Below are 17345 nucleotides of genomic sequence, written 5' to 3'. Positions count from 1 at the left end.
TCAGAAGAGGAACTGCTGGAACTCCTCGCGGCTATCCAGTCCCTCACCCGAGAAGATGTGATTCTCCGCGTCCTCCTCCAGTGGACTGGCCTGTAGCGTGACGATGCGGTCGGTCTGTTCGTACAGCGAGTAGTCGTTGCTGGTCTCGTACACCTGCGGTTGGTAGAACCCGTCGGTCGCGTCGTCGTTCGGATCCACGAAGTACCCCTGTTCGGACGCGTACTCGGCGGTGAGTTCGGCCTGTTCGATGATGAACATCGGAACGCGCTCGCCGGTGTTCAGGTACACCACCATGTGTGTGTTGTACTCGTTCAGCGACGTGCCGAGGTTCTCCGGAACGTCGGGGGTCCAGTCGATGACGTCCGACACGATGACGAACTTCGCTTGCGGACGGAAGTCGTTCTGGAACGTCCCGATCTTGAACACCTCGTCGTCCACGTTGATGTTCTCGTCGTCACCGTCGTCTTCGTCCTGTCCGGCGACGCGTCCGGACCCGACGATACTCGCCCCGACGGCCGCTAGCGTTCCGTTCCTGAGGAATCGACGCCGCGACTCGCCGCCGGTCAGTCCTGAGACGATGTCGTCGTTACTCATTGGTCTCCACGGGGCGACCACCACCTCGTGACGCAAAAGTAGGGTGGCCAACTGGACCGCACCGGGCGTCGCGTTTCCGGGAGTACCGGACGCTGCGTACGTTCGGACGCGTCGCTACGGAACATGGTGAACGAAAAACCCCGCAAACGAAACCCAAAAACGTCGCTTAAATCTCGCTCTCGAAGTCGTCGAGACCGTACGTCGGTTCGGCACCGCGGCGGTCGAGCGTCTCGTTGGCGAGAAGCCAGTAGACGACCGACAGTGCCTTTCGACCCTTGTTGTTCGTCGGGACCACGAGGTCCACGTTACTGGTGTTGTTGTTGGAGTCGCACATCGCGATGACCGGGATGCCCACCGTGATGGCCTCCTTGACGGCCTGCGCGTCACCGATGGGGTCGGTGACGACCAGCACGTCCGGCTCGATGTAGCCTTCGTACTTGGGGTTGGTGAGCGTACCGGGGATGAACCGACCCGTCCGGGCGCGCGCGCCGACCGCTTCCGCGAACTTCTCTGCGGGGAAGCGACCGTACTGACGCGAACTCGTCACCAGAATCTGCTCCGGGTTGTAGTTGGCGAGGAAGTCCGCCGCCGTCCGGATGCGCTGGTCGGTCTGGGACACGTCGAGGACGTACAGTCCGTCCGTGCGAACGCGGTGGATGAACCGCTCCATGTCCTGCGTCTTCTGTTGAGTCCCGATGTGGACGCCAGCGCCGAGGTAGTCCTCGACGGGGATGAGGAGGTCGGCCTCCTCCTGGTTTTCCATCACGTTTTCGTCGAGGTTCGGTCCCTCGTCTTCCACGTCTTCGGTTGCCTGTTCGTCGTCGGCCTGCGCCGCCACGTCCTCGTCGGGCTGCTCTGCCGGCTCCGCGCCGCCAGCGCCCTCGGGTTCGGAGTCGATCTCCGATTCCGCGGCGTCGAGTCCTTCGTCGTCTACCTCTTCGGATTCGTTCTCGCTCATAATCTCGAAACGTTTTGCTCGATGCGAATGAGTTCGTTCAGTTTGGCAGTTCGCTCGCCGCCGACCGCGCCCGTCTTGATGTACGGTGCGCCGGTCGCCACGGCGAGGTGTGCGATGGTCGTGTCCTCGGTCTCTCCGCTCCGGTGGGAGATGACCGGCTCGTAGCCGCTCTCGACCGCGAGTTCCACGGCGTCCACGGCGTCCGAGAGCGTCCCGATCTGATTGGGTTTGACCAGGATGCTGTTACCGGCACCCTGCTCGATTCCGGCCCGGAGGCGCTCGACGTTGGTGACGAACAGGTCGTCGCCGCAGACGAGCGTCCGGTCGCCGACCCGTTGGGTCAACTCGGCGAAGCCCTCGTAGTCGTTCTCGTCCAGCGGGTCCTCCACGTAGGCGAGGTCGTACTCGTCCACGAGGTCCGCGATGTAGTCGATCTGCTCGTCGGTCGAGCGAGTCGTGTCGCGGTAGGCGTACTCCTCGGCGTCGTCGTCGTACATCTCCGAGGCCGCCACGTCCAACCCGAATCTCACGTCGAAGCCGAACTCGTCGGCGACGGTGTCTGTGGCCTCCGCGACGATTTCGAACGCCTCGTCGTCGTCGATGGACGGTGCCCACGCACCCTCGTCGCCTTTTCCGGCGGCGATGTCGCGTTCGTCGAGGAGGTCGTGGACCGCGCTGTGGACCGCGGCGTTGGCGAACACCGCGTCTTGGACGCTCGGAGCGCCGACCGGCACGGAGAGGAACTCCTGAATCGCGGTCGCGTCCGCGGCGTGTTCGCCGCCGCCGACGACGTTGCCCAGCGGGGTCGGGAACTCCTCACCGCGGAACGCGCCACCGAGGTGCTGATACAGCGGTGCACCGATGACGTCGGCCGCGGCCTTCGCGGCCGCCATGCTGATGGCGACGGCGCTGTTGGCACCGATCTCCGAGAAGTCGTCGGTCCCGTCGGCCGCTCGCAGCGTGCGGTCCACGTCGCGCTGGTCGCCGACGAAGACCGACCCTTCGAGTCGCGGGACGGCGTGTTCGCGAGCCGAGGCGATGGCCTCGCTCGGGTCGAGTTCGATGGCTTCGTACTCTCCAGTCGAGGCGCCGCTCGGTGCGGCCGCCCGACCGAACCCACCGCTCTCGGTGACGACGTCGGCCTCGACCGTCCGATTGCCTCGGGAGTCGAGAATCTGTCGGAGCCGAACCTCACTGACGAGCGTCATTTCTCACCTCGGCGCACCGTGAACGGCAGGACGCCAGCGTCGTACTCGTCGGCCGCGATGAGTATCGGCTCGGTCCGGTCGGTGTCGGTCAGCACGGGTGCGCCGTACGACACCTGCAAGGCGCGTGCCCCGATAATTCGAGCTTTCTCGTATCGGGAGTAGCGTTGTTGAGCCATTACTGGTAGGGAGCGACGATATCGACGAGGTCCTTGTGCGAGACGAGCATCCGGCGACAGCACTGTCGTTCGACGCCGAGTTCGTCGAGGACCTTCTCCGGGTCCTCGTCGCCCTCTTTCGTCGCCGACCGTGCTTTGAACTCTTCCCAGTACTCCCCGACGACCATGCCGCACGTGAAACAGCGGACTGGTACCATCATGGGTTATCGTGTCTCCGTTCGGAACCGCGGGTTTCCTGTCATGGTAATCAACGGTAGGACTTCTGGTAGCGGGCGCGAGCGCCGGGACCGCCCCACTTCTTGGGCTCGGAGCGCCGCGAGTCGTTGACCAGCAGCGACCGGTCGAACTCGATGAACGCGTCCCGAAGCTCGGCGTCGTTGGTGTACTGGACGAGGCCGCGGGCGATGGCGGTGCGGACCGCGTCGGCCTGCCCGCTGATGCCGCCGCCCTGCACGTCGACTTCCACGTCCACGTCGTCGCGGGCCTCGTCGCCCGCGATGCGGAACGGCTCCAGCATCTTCAGCTGTGCCGTCTCCGGTTCGACCAGCTCGACTGGCTGGGAGTTGATTCGCACGCGACCCTCGCCGTCCGTGACCGTGGCGCGGGCGATGGCCGTCTTCTTCTTTCCGCTCGTGTTGGTTACCATGTGACGTTAGCACCCAGATTTTCACTGACGTCGCCCAGTTGGACGAAGCGAATGTTCGATAGCCGGTCCAGCGACGTGCCGTCGAGGACGTCGCCGTCCTCGTCGAACGGGTTGCCGACGTAGACTCGGATGTTCTCGAACGCCTCGCGGCCGCGGTCCTCTTTGTACGGGACCATCCCGCGGATGGCGCGCTTGAAGATCATGTCGGGGCGCTTGGGATAGTACGGACCGCTGTCCGACCCCAGTTCGGCGCGCGTCTCGTAGGTCTCCATCACGTCGTCTTCGCTTCCGGTGATGACCGCGTCTTCGGCGTTGACCACCGCGACGCGTTCGCCGTCGAGTGCACGCTGTGCGACCTGGCTCGCCACGCGACCGAGGATACAGTCGCGCGCGTCGACCACTACGTCTGCGTCGAATTCTGCGAGACTCATCGGATCACCCGCACGTTCGAGCCGTCTGGTTTCTGTTCGATAGCCTGTTCGAGTTCGAGAGCCTCACCGTCCGCTTGCTGAATCTTGGTCTCCGCGCTGGACGAGAAGTCCACTGCGGCGACAGTTACCGTCTTCTGCAGGACCCCGCTACCGAGAACCTTACCGGGTACGATGACGGTCTCGTCTTCCTCGGCGTATCGCTCGATGCGACCGAGGTTGACTTCCGCGTGCGTACTCCGTGGCTTCTCGAGGCGGTCCGCGACAGTACTCCACACGTCGGCGTCCGAATCGCGGGACACCGACTTCAGGTCAGCGATGAGACTGGTGAGCCTCGGATTCGTCTTGCTCATAATACTTCCTCCTGATGGGAATAAGAACTGAAGTGCAGGGAGCAGGATTTGAACCTGCGGACTCCTACGAGACAGCGCCCTGAACGCTGCGCCGTTGGCCTGACTTGGCTATCCCTGCACGTAGAACACACGTGCAACCCTTCGCGGGCAACTGTGTGTTGTGGGTGGCCCTTCAAACCACTTTCGGTCTGGATGGCGTCCCGGCCGCCGGCCGTCACGGAGTCTTGCGACTTTCGGAGGCTTGCGAACGCCGAAACGTGGTCTGAAGTGCCCTGCATGGTTCTATAGCTGTACCGCTTCTTCGAGTTCGTCCGCGCGCTCGCCGATCGAGGCGGCGGCCGCCGTCACGAGATCGTCGATGGACAGCGACCCGTCGGTCTCGACGTGGAACACGAACGCGTTCGGCACGTCGTGGACCTCGACCTCTTTACCGGGGTAGCGGTTCGTGAGGTCGTGGTCGAACTCCTCGGTCGAGATCAGTTCGCCGTCGTCCTCGATGACGCCGCGGAGGATGTTCGTCTCCTCCTCGTCGTACTCGTCTCGGTCGCCGACGACCTCCACGCGCTGGAGGTGTCGGTAGCCGACGGCCACGCCGCCCTGATGTTTGGCGTGGTCCTTCCCCGTCGAGAGGACGGCGTCGGCTTCGAGTTCGAGTCGCTGGTCGTCTTTGAGGTCGATGATGGGGACGTTGTCGTCCGCCGGTTGGACCATCTCGTCGGAACTCACGAGGTCGCCCGAGTAGGCGGTACTCGGTCCCGACACGTCGAGACTGAGCGTAACGGTGTCGCCCTCCTCGAACTCGCCGAGCGGCGTGCTGAGAGGGACGAGACCGAGTCGCAGACCGATCTGCTCGTCGAACATCACCGACGAGTTCTCCACCATCCGAACCGTCTCGATGGAGAGGGTCGGTACGTCGGCGACGATGGCTCGACGAATCCCGTTGGCGAACGCCGGGGTCACGCCTCGAACGAGGAACCGAGCCTTTCGGTCCCCGCGTTCGACGAACTCGACCTCGTACTCTCCTGTCATGGGTTAGAATCCACTCTTGCCCTTGGGGGCGCGGGTGCCGTCGTGCGGGATGGGGGTCACGTCTTCGATGCGACCGATCTCGAGTCCGGCACGCGCGAGGGCGCGGATAGTCGCCTGCGCGCCCGGGCCGGGGTTCTGCTGGAGATTGCCGCCGGGACCGCGCACGTTGACGTGAACGCCGTCGATGCCCGCGGCCTTGACCTCCTCGGCGACCGTCTCGGCCATCTGCATCGCGGCGTACGGCGAGGACTCGTCGCGGTTCTGCTTGACGACCGTCCCGCCGCTGGACTTGGCGATGGTCTCCGCACCGGTCAGGTCAGTGACCGTGATGATGGTGTTGTTGAACGATGCGTGAACGTGGGCTACGCCCCATTTTTCGTCGTCGTTTGCGCTCATTCGTTACCCTCCGCTCGTTCGGGGTGCAGTTCGTCCGCGAGGGGACTGTTCTCGTCGAACGCGACGGTCGCTTCCTCGTCCACTTCGACCTTGTACGAGGGAGCCTTCACTCGCTGACCGTCCACGGTAACGTGTCCGTGAACGACGAACTGTCGCGCTTGGTTCGGCGTGTTGCCGAGACCCTTCCGGTAGGCGACGGTCTGGAGACGGCGCTCCAGCACGTCGGTCACGTCGAGCAGCAGCACGTCGTCCAGTTCGTCGCCGTCGTCGAGGACGCCGATTCGCTGGAGGTGGGCGACGAACTCCTCGCCGCCGGTGACCTCGTCGTCACCCTGTGCTTGCTGGGCGAGGACGTTCCGGGCTTCGCGGCGGTAGCCGCGAAGTTGGCTCTGGGCGCGCCAGAGTTCCTGCTTGTTCTGCAGGCCGTAGCGGTCCACGAGGCTGCGCTCCTCGGAGATACGTTCGCCCTGGAACGGATGGTTGGGCGTCTCGTAGAACTTCGTGTTCTGTCCGAGCGCCATTATTCCTCACCACCCTCTTCTTCGGCGGCCTCTTCGGCCGCCTGCTCCTCTTTGATCTCCTCGACGTTGACGCCGATGGTGCCTTCGGTACGGCCCGTCGAGCGGGTCCGCTGACCGCGGACCTTCTGGCCGCGCTTGTGGCGGACGCCCTTGTACGATTCGATCATCTTCATCCGGTTGATGTCCTGCCGACGGGTCATGCTCAGGTCGTTGCCCGTCTGGTGGGTCGTCTCGCCGGAGAAGTACTCGTTGCGGTGGTTCGCGAGCCATTCAGGGACCTCGTCGCCGAAGTTCTCGACGGCCTCGACGACGCGTTCGATTACGTCGTCGTCGAGGCGGCCGAACGTCGCCGTGCGGTCTACGCCGGTTTCGTCGGCGATAATTCGCGCCGCTCGGCGACCGATCCCGTTCAGTTCGCTCAGGGACCGTTCGACCGACTTCGTCCCATCGAGGTCCGTTTTCCCGATGCGGACGAAGTACTGGAGGTCCTCGTCTTCCTCCTGTGGTTCTTCCGTGCTCATAGTTTGGATTCTGGAAAGCGTCGAGGGAGGGATTTGAACCCTCGAGGCTTGACGCCACAGAGTTAGCAACCCTGCGCCGTGGGCCAGACTAGGCTACCTCGACACGCTTGCATTCACTGTCGCCCTTCCGGACTCGGGACCCGGCGCCCCTACAGGTTTGCGAGTAAACGTACCGGCGACGGGTATATAAATACAACGAAACGCCATTGCTCCGGGACGGCGTCTCACTCGTCCGCCGTGTCGCAGTTTTAGTCGTCGTTCTCACCCGCGAACTCGACCGATTCGACCTCGCCGAGTTCCTTCCACTCGGAGTCCTCACCTTCCATCGAGACGCCTCGAACCGCCAGCTCGCTCCAGCCGTCGTCGTACTTTGCAGATATCTCGTAGCGTTCGGTCGTCCCCTCCTCCGGACGGACTTCGACCCTGAGCGACTCCTCTGGCACGTAGTCGATGGGACTCACGGGGCCCTCGAAAGTAGTTCCGTCCGAGAGCGTGACGCGAACGCGGTCGTTCTGTTCGGCCTCCGCGAACGGCGCGACGAGTTCGGGTTCGCTCATGGGTCGGACTTCACCGGAACCGAGGTTAAGCGTGCGGGCCGGTCGGTCGTAACGGACAGGTCTCTACGAAAGGAACGATTCGGACGCGAGCGGAGTCAGGCCTCGGCGTTACCGACGTACTCGTCGTTGATTTCCCACTCGTCGTCGTCGCCCCGAACCATGTACTCGCCGTAGTACGGCACGCGGTTGGCCACCGTTTCTCGGAACGTCTCCCGGATCTCGTCCTTGGTCATCTCGCCCATCGAGCGGAGGTCGTCGTTGCGATTCAGGCACCCCTTGAGATATCCCTCGTGCGTGACGCGCACCCGGTGACAGTTCGCGCAGAACTGCGGATTCTCGACGGGGTCCACGATTTCGACCATCCCACCGTCGGACGAGTCCGACGGGGAGCGCGAACCCTCGGTTCGCTCACCGCCGCTCTCGCCGGACGCGGTTCCGCTCACCCAGTACCGGCGGCGGTTGTGCATCTCGCGGGTCTCCACTTCGTCGGCGATGTCGGTCAGCCAATCGTGGACGCGCTGGATGTCGATGTTCCACTCGGGCTTGCCGGTGAGTTCCGGCATGTACTGGATGAGTTGCAACTGAAGACCGTCGTTCTCGGCGACGTGCTCGACCATCTCCTCGACGTAGCCCGCCGTGTGCTCGAACACGACCATGTTCAACTTGACTGGGTCGAGACCGGCGTCCACGGCGGCGTGGACCCCTTCGATGACCTTGTCGTAGGCTCCGCTCTGTGTGACCTCCGCGAACGCTTCGGGATCGAGCGCGTCCTGCGAAACGTTCACGCGCTCTAACCCGGCCTCCACGAGTTCGGGCGCGCGACCGGGGAGGAACGTTCCGTTGGTCGTGAGCGAGACCTCCATTTCGTCGGGCGTCCGTCGGATGATTTCCTCGAGGTCTTGGCGGAGCATCGGTTCGCCACCGGTGAACTTGACCTTCCCCACGTCGAACTCGCTGGCGACCTCCAGGAATCGGACGACTTCGTCGGCGGTCATCTCGTCGTCTTGGGGGTCCATCGGACCGCGCGTGTCGCCTAATCCCTCGTTGTGGCAGTAGACGCAGTCGAAGTTACACCGGTCAGTGAGCGAGACCCGAACGCCCGAGACCTCACGCCCGAAATCGTCCTCCAACATTACTTCTGAAGGTTTCGTGTGAGAGTCCTTAAAATCGCTGTCGAAAACGGGACTGACGAAACCGATTTCGGTTACGTGAATCACCGGAACCAACCCGAGAGTTGACAAGGCTTATCGACTCCTCGGCCCAAATATCCCGGCATGGACGAATCAGAGGTACGCGACTTGCTGCGAGAGGTCGAAGACCCGGACCTCCGGGACGACATCGTCTCGCTGGGTCTCGTCAACGACGTGTCGGTCGACGGCGACACCGCCACTGTATCGCTGGCGCTGGGCGCACCGTACTCGCCTAACGAGACTCAAATCGCCAACCGAGTCAGGGAAGTCCTGTCTGACCACGGCGTCGAGGTCGAACTCTCGGCCCGCGTAGACGAGGACGTCTCCGCGGACGAGCAAGTTCTACCGAACGTCAAGAACATCATCGCGGTCGCCTCCGGGAAAGGCGGCGTCGGTAAATCCACCGTCGCGGTCAACATCGCGGCGGGTCTCTCGCAACTCGGCGCTCGCGTCGGTCTGTTCGACGCCGACGTGTACGGCCCGAACGTCCCCCGGATGGTGGACGCCGACGAAGTGCCGAAGGCAACGGAGGACGAGACCATGATTCCGCCCGAGCAGTTCGGCGTGAAACTCATGAGCATGGCCTTCCTCGTCGGCGAGGACGACCCGGTCATCTGGCGCGGTCCGATGGTCCACAAGGTCCTCACTCAGCTCTGGGAAGACGTGGAATGGGGCCACCTCGACTACATGGTGGTGGACCTCCCGCCGGGGACCGGCGACGCCCAGCTCACGCTCCTCCAGAGCGTCCCGGTCACCGGCGCGGTCATCGTGACGACGCCTCAGGAGGTCGCCATCGACGACGCCCGGAAGGGACTGCGGATGTTCGGCAAGCACGACACCAACGTCCTCGGCATCGCCGAGAACATGTCCACGTTCAGGTGCCCCGACTGCGGGTCCGAACACGACATCTTCGGCCGGGGCGGCGGCGCGAAGTTCGCCGAGGAGAACGACATGCCGTTCCTCGGGTCCATCCCCATCGACCCGTCGGTCCGTACCGGCGGCGACGAGGGCAAGCCCATCGTGCTGGACGAGGACAGCGAGACCGGCGACGCCTTCCGCGTGTTGACCGAGAACGTCGCCAACAACGTCGGCGTTATCAGGCGACGCCAACAACGCTGAACCATGTCGCACGACGAAGGCACCTACGGACCGGACGAAGAGCGTGCAGAGACGCTCCGTGAAATCGGCGAGGAAATTCGCGGTGAGAGTTCGGAGAGCAAGCTAGTCGCCGCGATTCTCTACCGCGTGAGTGACCTCTACGACCCCGACGAGGAAACCTCGCCGCGAGACATCTACGTCAACATGCGCGAGATTATCCGCACGAAGGAGTCGTAGGTCGTTTCAGCGAAGTCTCCGGAGGACTACCAACCCGACGAGGACTGCGACAGCAAGATACGCCAGTGGGACGCCAGCCACTTCGTGTCCGCCGCTGATTTTCTCGACGCGACTTCGAGCGTAACTGTCGTTGTGATACTGGTAGTGGTCGTCCATCCACGTCGGTTTTACAGGTTCGTACGAACTGTCCCACACGCGAGTCTCCGTCCCCCTTTGCCCGGCGAACTCGACTTGGTCGATAGCGCCCTCTCTCGTCGTCATGTTGCCCGTGTAAAGGCGCGCCTCGCCCGCAATTTTCGCATCGCGACCGTCGAGGAGTTCGACCGTGATGGTCCGCGAGTCACCCGGTCTGACCGACGCGGGATAGTAACTTCCGTCGGTCCCGGTAGTGTGGACCATGAGTTTGGTCCCGTAGAGTTGGTCCGAGGGGTTCACGAGGGTCACCTTGGCGACTGCAGACGGCTCACCATCGACTGTTCCCTTCGTGACGTTCACGTCCGAGATGTACGGCGTCGGTATCTGACCCGAGTCGGCGGAGTCGATATCACGGGTGAAGTTGAGATACGCGTGGCCGCCGAAGGTCGAGAACGTGACAGTGTGCTCGTCCCGATTGACGTTTATCCCCGACGTGATGTTTATCCGCTTCGTTCGGTGTTCGCCTTCGGAGAGGTTGAAATTCTCTGCATAAACCCGCTGTTTATCAACTGTAATACTATATCTTGCATGTTCGATTTCATCGTCAGACGGATTCTCGTACTCGACCAATACTGTGGAGGCGTTGGCATCGAGTGAAACGCGATATTCGACGCCACCAGACGACGAAACCTCTGCCGGTGTCTCGGTATTGTTGGGGTATCCCGTGTCTATCGCACCAACTTGTAAGCAAGTTAGTAGAGCGAGTATCATCAACGCGACGACGTACGAAGTTTTCCAGTTCATGTCAGTAGGTAGATTTTCTGCTTTGGGCAAGCAGCCTTTATTTCACACCACTTACTACCGCCTCGTTCCTTGGTTAATTTTTCTATTATGAATTCGCTCTGTCTCGCTGTTGGATATACGAGTTCCAACGAACGATAGTTTGTCCCTTTGACAAGTTCGCCTGTCTTCGAGTTGTAGTATTGCTTCGTAAACTCACCGGCGACTACTGCCTTCGTCTTCACCACTTCACTCTCGTTCGAGTACACAGAAGTCCAGAAGGACGACGTACTCTCGTTACGAACGAGAGTCCATTTCTTCACGGTCTCCCTTGCGATTCGCCAACTATCGCTAGTTCTCGCTTGCTTCCGGGCAGCGACGTAGTTCATCGTCGATGCCTTCCCTCTCCACTCGTACTGGGCGGGTTGCACTTGTTCGTCTCGCGCCACGTTGTAGTACGTGACCAGTTCGGTAGACTGTGTCTGATACCGGACTTCGAACTGTGTTTCGTACACTGCGTCCTCGACCTTCTGTCGCTTCGTTCTGCCCGTAAAGGTGTGACCAGCACCGTAACCATAACTGGCCCAGTACGTCGACGACTTCGTGACCGTGTACGTGTACGTCACGGTTACGTCACGGCATCCAAATCGGAGGCTACAGCGAGTTTCCGTTCTTGTTCCCGTCCGTTGGACATCGTATTCGTATCGGTACTGGCGTAACGTCCTGTATTCGGCGGACTCGACTTTGACGTCACGCGTCGCACCGGTTCGTTCACCGTTCTGCAAATTCGAGTCGAACCACCGTCTGGGAGATGGCGTCGTCGAAGCGTCGAACCACTTCGAGTATTTCCTCGTCCGCGTCTCCTCTTTTCGGACCGTTCCATCACGGTACCAAGATGGCGACGACGAGAGGAACATGTTCCGCTGACGTCTATCCGGGAACCTCTTTGTTACCTTCTCGTACTTCGCGTCTCGAACTTTGGTCCACTTTTCGAGGACGTATCTCGTGTCGTTCCCTACTTTCTCGACGTGGTATCCGTCTTCGAGATACTGATCGCGTCGTTCCCTCTCGTTGACTTGGACTTTACTTACGTTGTGTTTCTCCACCAAGTACGTGAGATCCTGTACGGAGACGTTGGACCAGTACCGTTCGTCTTCGACCAGAATACCGATTTCTGGGATTTGCGTACGGGCCTTCTTTCTCGTATTCTGCTCGTTGTAGATGGTGACTGTCGGTCCTTCGGAAGCGGTCGAGAGTTCCTCGGCAGGAATCTCGACGATTCCGACGTATCGATACGCGTCTTCAGTCGGTTCGGAGTGGCGACTGTTCGACGCCTCGACAGTTTTCCACTCGACAACGTTCGCAGCGGGATTCGACACGGAGATTCCCAGCGAGAAGTCGCGGTAGTACGTCTGTTTCGAAAAGTGGTACGGTTCCGTCTGCACTCGGACACGTACCGTCTCGTTCTGATAGTGCGGCCCTTCACCGAGAACGGTACTCTCCGAGACGTCCGGTACGAAGTAGTTAAGGAAGTCGAAGTTCCGCTTCGTTCTCAGGTCGTACTGGTCCTCGACGATACTCGCTGCTCGCTCGTAAGCGCTGAACTTCGCCGTCGTGTTGTCGGGTTTCGTCGGTTCAGCGCCGTATCTCCAGATGTACTTGAGGTTCGTCCCATCGGGGTCGAACGACCCGGTAGCATCGACTAGGATACCGTGTTCTCTAGTGATGTACTCCTTCGTCCCATCGTTGACTATGTTTAGTCTAAGTTCGGGTTTGCTAGGGGTGACTTTGAACTTTGTAGTGTTACTTCCAGCCCATTCCCATCTTGAATTCCTCTGTGACACACTCCATTCTGCATTTATATAATATTCTCTTGGGAATCTCCCTGACCAGTAGCTATGAATTTTGACCTTATTTTTGGAATTTGTCCTTGTTAACATGTAATCCCCTGTCTCAACCCTGCTTATAGGTGAATCACCTCCTTGGAGATCTACATCTACGTTCTTTGGATCGACACCGTTCAGGTCGATTTCGAATACGTGATGCGCTGCGTACCGTTTCGGGTCGATGCGCGGGTGGTACGAATCGACGGGGTCGTTGACGAACTCGGACCGGACGACTTCCGGTTTCTTGGTAGGGACGACGTCGCGACTCACGCGCGCCGTCTGCCCGCGCTCGTCGGTAGCGACAACTGTCACCGAGTGCTGTTCGCCGGGCGTAAAGTCGGTGTGTGAGAAATGGACCTGCCGCCGACGGTCGAAATCGAACCGGGGGTGACCATTCCGGGTCGGGCGCGCAGTTGCGACGGTCTCCCCGTCGATCTGTACGGAGAGTGTGTCCAGATTCCGATACTCGTCGATACCCGTTACACTGCCGGAGATGGAACCGTGTCCGTCGAGCGACGTGACCGAAACGCTCGGTCTGGGGTCGGCTACGACCGTCGTCGTTCCGTCGGCGAACGTGGCGACGCTCTCCGATCCGTCGGTGTACGTTACCACCGCGTACAGTTCGTGGTCACCGGGTTTCCACGTTCGAGTTATCGACCTCCCAGCTCCGACGCGGCCAGCCGCGTTTCGCCACTGGATGGAATTGATCGAGTCAGTGTCTGCGTCGAGGCGAACGGCGTACTCACCCCTGAGGGGTTCTCCCCCTGTGACGATTTTATCGCCACCTATCGTCGGTGAACTCCGGTTCGCGATGGGAGGGTTCGTTCCCGGCGACCTGTCCGGTGGGTCCGTCAGTACATCGACCGATATCGACCCCGTACTCGATCGATTATCGGCGTCGTAGACGGTCGCCGTAATCGTGCGTTCGCCCGCGGTCGGGAAGTGCTTGCTCGCCGTGTCGGACTCTTGGTCCGGCGAGAGCGTGTGGTTGGCGATTACGATACCGTCGGCAGTCCAGACGACGTACTCGAGCGAAGCGGCCCCCGAATCGAGGTTCGCAGTGTAGTTCACCGTAGAACCAGCGTCCGGGCGGTCCGGACCGGAGAGGGAGATGGTCGGTCCTTTGCCGGGCGCGACATCGACGTAGAGCGTGTCGGAACTCGTGGCACCGCTATCGCCGGTTACCGTGAGCGTGACGCGATACCGACCGACCTCGTTCGGCGTGAACCGCGTTCGAGCACAGGTTGGACAGTCGGGGGCAAGTGTCTCGTCGCTCGGCGTTCGGATCGACCAATTGTACCGTTCGATTCGCCCGTCCGGATCACGAGAACCAGTGCCATCGAGCATCACCGTCGCACCCTTCTTCACTCCTTGGTCGAGTCCAGCGTCTGCAAGCGGAGACTCGTTAGCAGGCGCACCGTCCTTTGGACTGAGTGTTCCGGAAGTGATGGGCGTCACGACGAGTAGCACGACGAGAGCGACCAGCATCCACTTCGACATGCGGGTTGTTTGCCACCTTTTTACATATAAAGTAAGTGTTTGCAGATTTGGCAATTAATCGGGAGAAGATTTGAAAACACGGACGCGCCGAGAGGGTAACACGGGGGCTAGACTTATGAGAAAGCCGACATTACTTCGTATCCCTCATGAACAATCCTTGCTAATCTATAGCAAAGGCTTTACTGATTCCCCGATTTATCTTCAATCACTGGGCCTAACGGCCGTGAGAGACCAATATGACTAACGACGAACTCATCTGGCGAATCGCGGGCGGTTCCGGAGACGGAATCGACTCGACGAGCCAGAACTTCGCCAAAGCGCTGATGCGCTCGGGCCTGAACGTCTTCACGCACCGACACTACCCGTCGCGCATCCGCGGCGGCCATACGTACGTAGAGATTCGGGCGAGCGACGAGGAGGTAAAGTCGCGGGGAGACGGCTACAACTTCCTGCTCGCACTGGGCGACAGTTTCGCCCGGAACCCCCAAGAGGAGGCCTATTACGGCAACGAGGAGATAAAGCCGCTGAGCGAGAACCTCGACGAACTCCGCGAGGGCGGCATCATCGTGTACGACACGGGCCTGCTCGACACCGACGAGATAGAGAACTTCGACGAGCGCGTCGAGGAGAACAACTGGCACGTCTACGACCTCGACCTCCGAGGTCTCGCCAAGGAACACGGTCGAGAGGTCATGCGTAACACCGCGGGCGTCGGTGCCACTGCGGCGCTGCTCGACATGGACCTCCAGTACATCGAGGACCTGATGGAGGACGCGATGAGCGGCGACGTGCTCGAAGCGAACCTCCAGATTCTCGAAGAGGCCTACGAGTCCGTCCGGGACGACTACGAGCACACGCACGACCTGCGCGCACCGACGGGAAGCCACGACGAGGAGCAGGTCCTCGTCTCCGGGTCGCACGGCATCGCCTACGGATCGCTCGACGAGGGCTGTCGGTTCATCTCGGGCTACCCCATGACGCCGTGGACCGACGTGTTCACCATCATGACCCAGCACCTGCCGGACATGGGCGGAATCTCCGAGCAGGTCGAGGACGAAATTGCCGCGGCGTCGCTGGCCATCGGTGCGAGCCACGCTGGCGTGAAGGCGATGTCCGGGTCGTCCGGCGGCGGGTTCGCGCTGATGTCCGAACCGCTCGGTCTCGCGGAGATGACCGAGACGCCGATCGTCCTCGTGGAGTCGATGCGTGCGGGCGGTTCGACGGGGATGCCGACCAAGCCCGAACAGGGCGACCTCGAACACGTCCTGTACACGAGTCAGGGCGACTCCAACCGCGTCGTGTTCGCACCCGGCGACGCCGCCGAGTGTTACGAGCAGACCCGCAAGGCCTTCGAGATAGCCTACGAGTACCAGATTCCGGCTATCGTCCTCTACGACCAGAAACTCTCGGGCGGCCACCAGACCGTCCCCGAGGAAGTCTTCGACGAAGAGCCGAACCCCGACATCGGCAGCGTCGTCACCGAGGAAGACCTCGAAGCGGCCGTGCAGGAAGCCGGTCGGTTCAAGCGGTACATGTACGACGACGACGGCGAACGCGGCGGCGTCAGTCCGCGCTCGCTCCCCGGTCAGAAGGGCGGGAACTACCTCGCCTCCGGTAACGAACACAACGAAGTCGGCCACATCAGCGAGGACCCGACCAACCGCGTCCTCCAGATGAACCGCCGGATGTCCAAGCTCGACTCCATCCGCGAGGAACTCGCGGAGAACGCGGACCACCAACCGGTTTACGGTCCGGAGGACGCTGACTACGGCATCCTCAGCTTCGGTTCCACGAAGGGCGTCGCCGAGGAGGCGGTGGACCGACTGAACGAGGCCGGTCACTCCGTCAAGGCGATGAACGTCAGCGACATCATGCCGTTCGCCAAGGACGAAGTGACCGCGTTCCTCGAGAGCGTGGACGAGGCGCTGGTCGTCGAGATGAACGCGACGGCCCAGTTCCGCCGACACATTCAGGGCCAGCTCGGTCGGTTCGGCGAGAAGCTGTACAGCCTGCTCAAGTACGACGGGAACCCCTTCGAACCGGAGGAAGTCGTCTCCGGCTTCGAGAGTCGCATCGGCGACGGGACCGACCTGAGCGAGTACAACGTTCGCATCGAATCCGCAACGGGTGATTAACCATGAGTGTATTCAACGCAATCGGCGAGGACCGCGAGATAGACCGAGACGAGTTCACCCCGGAGATCGAGCCGCAGGCGACGTGGTGTCCGGGCTGTGGCGACTTCGGCGTCCTGAAGGCGCTGAAGCAAGCCATGCCGGAAGTCGGTCGTAACCCCGAGGAGACGCTCCTCGTGACGGGCATCGGCTGTTCGGGGAAGCTGTCGAGTTACTTCCGGAGCTACGGCTTCCACTCCATCCACGGCCGTTCGCTGCCGGTCGCTCGCGCGGCGAAGATGGCCAACCCCGACCTCGAAGTCATCGCGGCAGGTGGCGACGGTGACGGCTACGGCATCGGCGGGAACCACTTCATGCACACCGCCCGCGAGAACCACGACATGACCTACATCGTCTTCGACAACGAGATCTTCGGGCTGACGAAGGGCCAGACCTCCCCGACCAGTCCGAAGGGTCACAAGTCGAAGACCCAGCCCCACGGCAGCGCCAAGCAGCCGATTCGGCCGCTGTCGCTCGCGCTGACCTCCGGAGCCTCGTACGTCGCCCGGACCGCGGCGGTCAACCCGAACCAGGCCAAGGAGATTCTCACGGAGGCGATGGAACACGACGGGTTCGCCCACGTGGACTTCCTCACGCAGTGCCCGACGTGGAACAAGGACGCCAAGCAGTACGTCCCGTACATCGACGTGCAGGACAGCGACGACTACGACTTCGACATCACCGACCGCGGAGAGGCCTCGGAGATGATGCAGAAGGCCGAGGACGCGCTCTACGAGGGCGAGGTCCTGACCGGTCGGTTCTACCACGACGAGGACCGTCCGTCCTATCAGGAGGAGAAGCAGGCCACGGGCGACATGCCCGAGGAACCGCTGGCCGAGCGGTACTTCGACGAGGACTACGAGTGGGAGCGTAGCTACGACCTGCTCGACCGCCACAAGTAACGTCGAGTCGTCGGAGCCGTCGCTTTACGATTTTTCCGCGACTACTGGAATACCGACAG

Annotated in this window: 20 protein-coding genes and 2 tRNA genes; 4 read left to right on the top strand and 18 right to left on the bottom strand. The window is 61.6% G+C overall.

The features are described 5' to 3' along the window. From NGM06_RS11320 to moaA, 16 genes are all read right to left on the bottom strand, one after another. Entirely contained in the window at window positions 1-594 is a 594-nt protein-coding gene (locus tag NGM06_RS11320; RefSeq protein ID WP_254267061.1) for a hypothetical protein, read from the bottom strand. A gap of 166 nt (window positions 595-760) precedes the next feature. Beyond that, window positions 761-1552 carry a 30S ribosomal protein S2 gene (rpsB, locus tag NGM06_RS11315; protein WP_254267060.1) on the bottom strand — a complete coding sequence of 264 codons (792 nt, stop codon included), beginning with the start codon at window positions 1550-1552 and terminating at the stop codon, window positions 761-763. Beyond that, window positions 1549-2760 (bottom strand): phosphopyruvate hydratase, encoded by a 1212-nt coding sequence (gene eno, locus NGM06_RS11310; protein ID WP_254267059.1) that lies wholly within the window; start codon window positions 2758-2760, stop codon window positions 1549-1551. The genes rpsB and eno overlap by 4 nt, the downstream gene beginning before the upstream one ends. Further along, window positions 2757-2936 (bottom strand): DNA-directed RNA polymerase subunit K, encoded by a 180-nt coding sequence (locus NGM06_RS11305; protein WP_254267058.1) that lies wholly within the window; start codon window positions 2934-2936, stop codon window positions 2757-2759. Before NGM06_RS11305 ends, eno begins: the two co-directional genes overlap by 4 nt. Continuing rightward, the gene (locus NGM06_RS11300) at window positions 2936-3136 is read right to left on the bottom strand and encodes a DNA-directed RNA polymerase subunit N (protein WP_163521271.1); all 201 of its coding nucleotides are present in this window, start codon (window positions 3134-3136) and stop codon (window positions 2936-2938) included. Before NGM06_RS11300 ends, NGM06_RS11305 begins: the two co-directional genes overlap by 1 nt. 47 nt (window positions 3137-3183) lie before the next feature. Next, window positions 3184-3582 carry a 30S ribosomal protein S9 gene (locus NGM06_RS11295; RefSeq protein ID WP_254267057.1) on the bottom strand — a complete coding sequence of 133 codons (399 nt, stop codon included), beginning with the start codon at window positions 3580-3582 and terminating at the stop codon, window positions 3184-3186. Beyond that, the gene (locus NGM06_RS11290; RefSeq protein ID WP_163521269.1) at window positions 3576-4013 is read right to left on the bottom strand and encodes a 50S ribosomal protein L13; all 438 of its coding nucleotides are present in this window, start codon (window positions 4011-4013) and stop codon (window positions 3576-3578) included. The genes NGM06_RS11295 and NGM06_RS11290 overlap by 7 nt, the downstream gene beginning before the upstream one ends. Next, the gene (locus NGM06_RS11285; protein ID WP_254267056.1) at window positions 4010-4363 is read right to left on the bottom strand and encodes a 50S ribosomal protein L18e; all 354 of its coding nucleotides are present in this window, start codon (window positions 4361-4363) and stop codon (window positions 4010-4012) included. The genes NGM06_RS11290 and NGM06_RS11285 overlap by 4 nt, the downstream gene beginning before the upstream one ends. Before the next feature lie 33 nt (window positions 4364-4396). After that, window positions 4397-4481, bottom strand: a tRNA-Leu gene (locus NGM06_RS11280). Between the two features lie 164 nt (window positions 4482-4645). Continuing rightward, a complete protein-coding gene (locus NGM06_RS11275; RefSeq protein WP_254267055.1) occupies window positions 4646-5392 on the bottom strand; it encodes a DNA-directed RNA polymerase subunit D in 747 nt (248 codons plus the stop codon). Between the two features lie 3 nt (window positions 5393-5395). Next, window positions 5396-5788 carry a 30S ribosomal protein S11 gene (locus NGM06_RS11270; protein WP_128477869.1) on the bottom strand — a complete coding sequence of 131 codons (393 nt, stop codon included), beginning with the start codon at window positions 5786-5788 and terminating at the stop codon, window positions 5396-5398. Then, complete coding sequence (locus tag NGM06_RS11265; RefSeq protein WP_254267054.1) at window positions 5785-6309, bottom strand: 30S ribosomal protein S4; 525 nt, start codon at window positions 6307-6309, stop codon at window positions 5785-5787. Before NGM06_RS11265 ends, NGM06_RS11270 begins: the two co-directional genes overlap by 4 nt. Beyond that, the gene (locus tag NGM06_RS11260) at window positions 6309-6830 is read right to left on the bottom strand and encodes a 30S ribosomal protein S13 (protein WP_254267053.1); all 522 of its coding nucleotides are present in this window, start codon (window positions 6828-6830) and stop codon (window positions 6309-6311) included. The genes NGM06_RS11265 and NGM06_RS11260 overlap by 1 nt, the downstream gene beginning before the upstream one ends. Before the next feature lie 18 nt (window positions 6831-6848). Further along, window positions 6849-6933, bottom strand: a tRNA-Ser gene (locus tag NGM06_RS11255). 145 nt (window positions 6934-7078) lie between these two features. Further along, complete coding sequence (locus NGM06_RS11250) at window positions 7079-7387, bottom strand: hypothetical protein (RefSeq protein ID WP_254267052.1); 309 nt, start codon at window positions 7385-7387, stop codon at window positions 7079-7081. 95 nt (window positions 7388-7482) lie between these two features. Next, window positions 7483-8520, bottom strand: a complete 1038-nt coding sequence (moaA, locus tag NGM06_RS11245; RefSeq protein WP_254267051.1) for a GTP 3',8-cyclase MoaA — start codon at window positions 8518-8520, stop codon at window positions 7483-7485. A gap of 141 nt (window positions 8521-8661) precedes the next feature. Between moaA and NGM06_RS11240 the strand changes: the two genes are divergently transcribed. Further along, complete coding sequence (locus tag NGM06_RS11240) at window positions 8662-9696, top strand: Mrp/NBP35 family ATP-binding protein (protein ID WP_254267050.1); 1035 nt, start codon at window positions 8662-8664, stop codon at window positions 9694-9696. Window positions 9697-9699: 3 nt separating this feature from the next. Next, on the top strand, window positions 9700-9912 hold the full coding sequence (locus NGM06_RS11235; protein ID WP_254267049.1) for a DUF7976 family protein: 213 nt from the start codon (window positions 9700-9702) through the stop codon (window positions 9910-9912). A gap of 6 nt (window positions 9913-9918) precedes the next feature. Here NGM06_RS11235 and NGM06_RS11230 read toward each other — a convergent pair whose 3' ends face one another. Both NGM06_RS11230 and NGM06_RS11225 read right to left on the bottom strand, forming a co-directional pair. Next, window positions 9919-10851 (bottom strand): hypothetical protein, encoded by a 933-nt coding sequence (locus NGM06_RS11230; protein WP_254267048.1) that lies wholly within the window; start codon window positions 10849-10851, stop codon window positions 9919-9921. After that, window positions 10848-14213 carry a PKD domain-containing protein gene (locus tag NGM06_RS11225; RefSeq protein ID WP_254267047.1) on the bottom strand — a complete coding sequence of 1122 codons (3366 nt, stop codon included), beginning with the start codon at window positions 14211-14213 and terminating at the stop codon, window positions 10848-10850. Before NGM06_RS11225 ends, NGM06_RS11230 begins: the two co-directional genes overlap by 4 nt. A gap of 236 nt (window positions 14214-14449) precedes the next feature. On the opposite strand from NGM06_RS11225, the gene NGM06_RS11220 reads away from it, so the two are divergent. Then, window positions 14450-16348: a 2-oxoacid:acceptor oxidoreductase subunit alpha gene (locus NGM06_RS11220; RefSeq protein WP_254267046.1), complete on the top strand. Its 1899-nt coding sequence runs from the start codon at window positions 14450-14452 to the stop codon at window positions 16346-16348. Window positions 16349-16350: 2 nt separating this feature from the next. After that, the gene (locus tag NGM06_RS11215) at window positions 16351-17286 is read left to right on the top strand and encodes a thiamine pyrophosphate-dependent enzyme (protein ID WP_254267045.1); all 936 of its coding nucleotides are present in this window, start codon (window positions 16351-16353) and stop codon (window positions 17284-17286) included. The last annotated feature ends 59 nt before the right edge of the window (window positions 17287-17345 follow it).

This window comes from Halorussus aquaticus (genome assembly GCF_024218795.1).
Taxonomy (GTDB): domain Archaea; phylum Halobacteriota; class Halobacteria; order Halobacteriales; family Haladaptataceae; genus Halorussus; species Halorussus aquaticus.
This window is presented reverse-complemented; position numbering and strand designations above follow the sequence as displayed.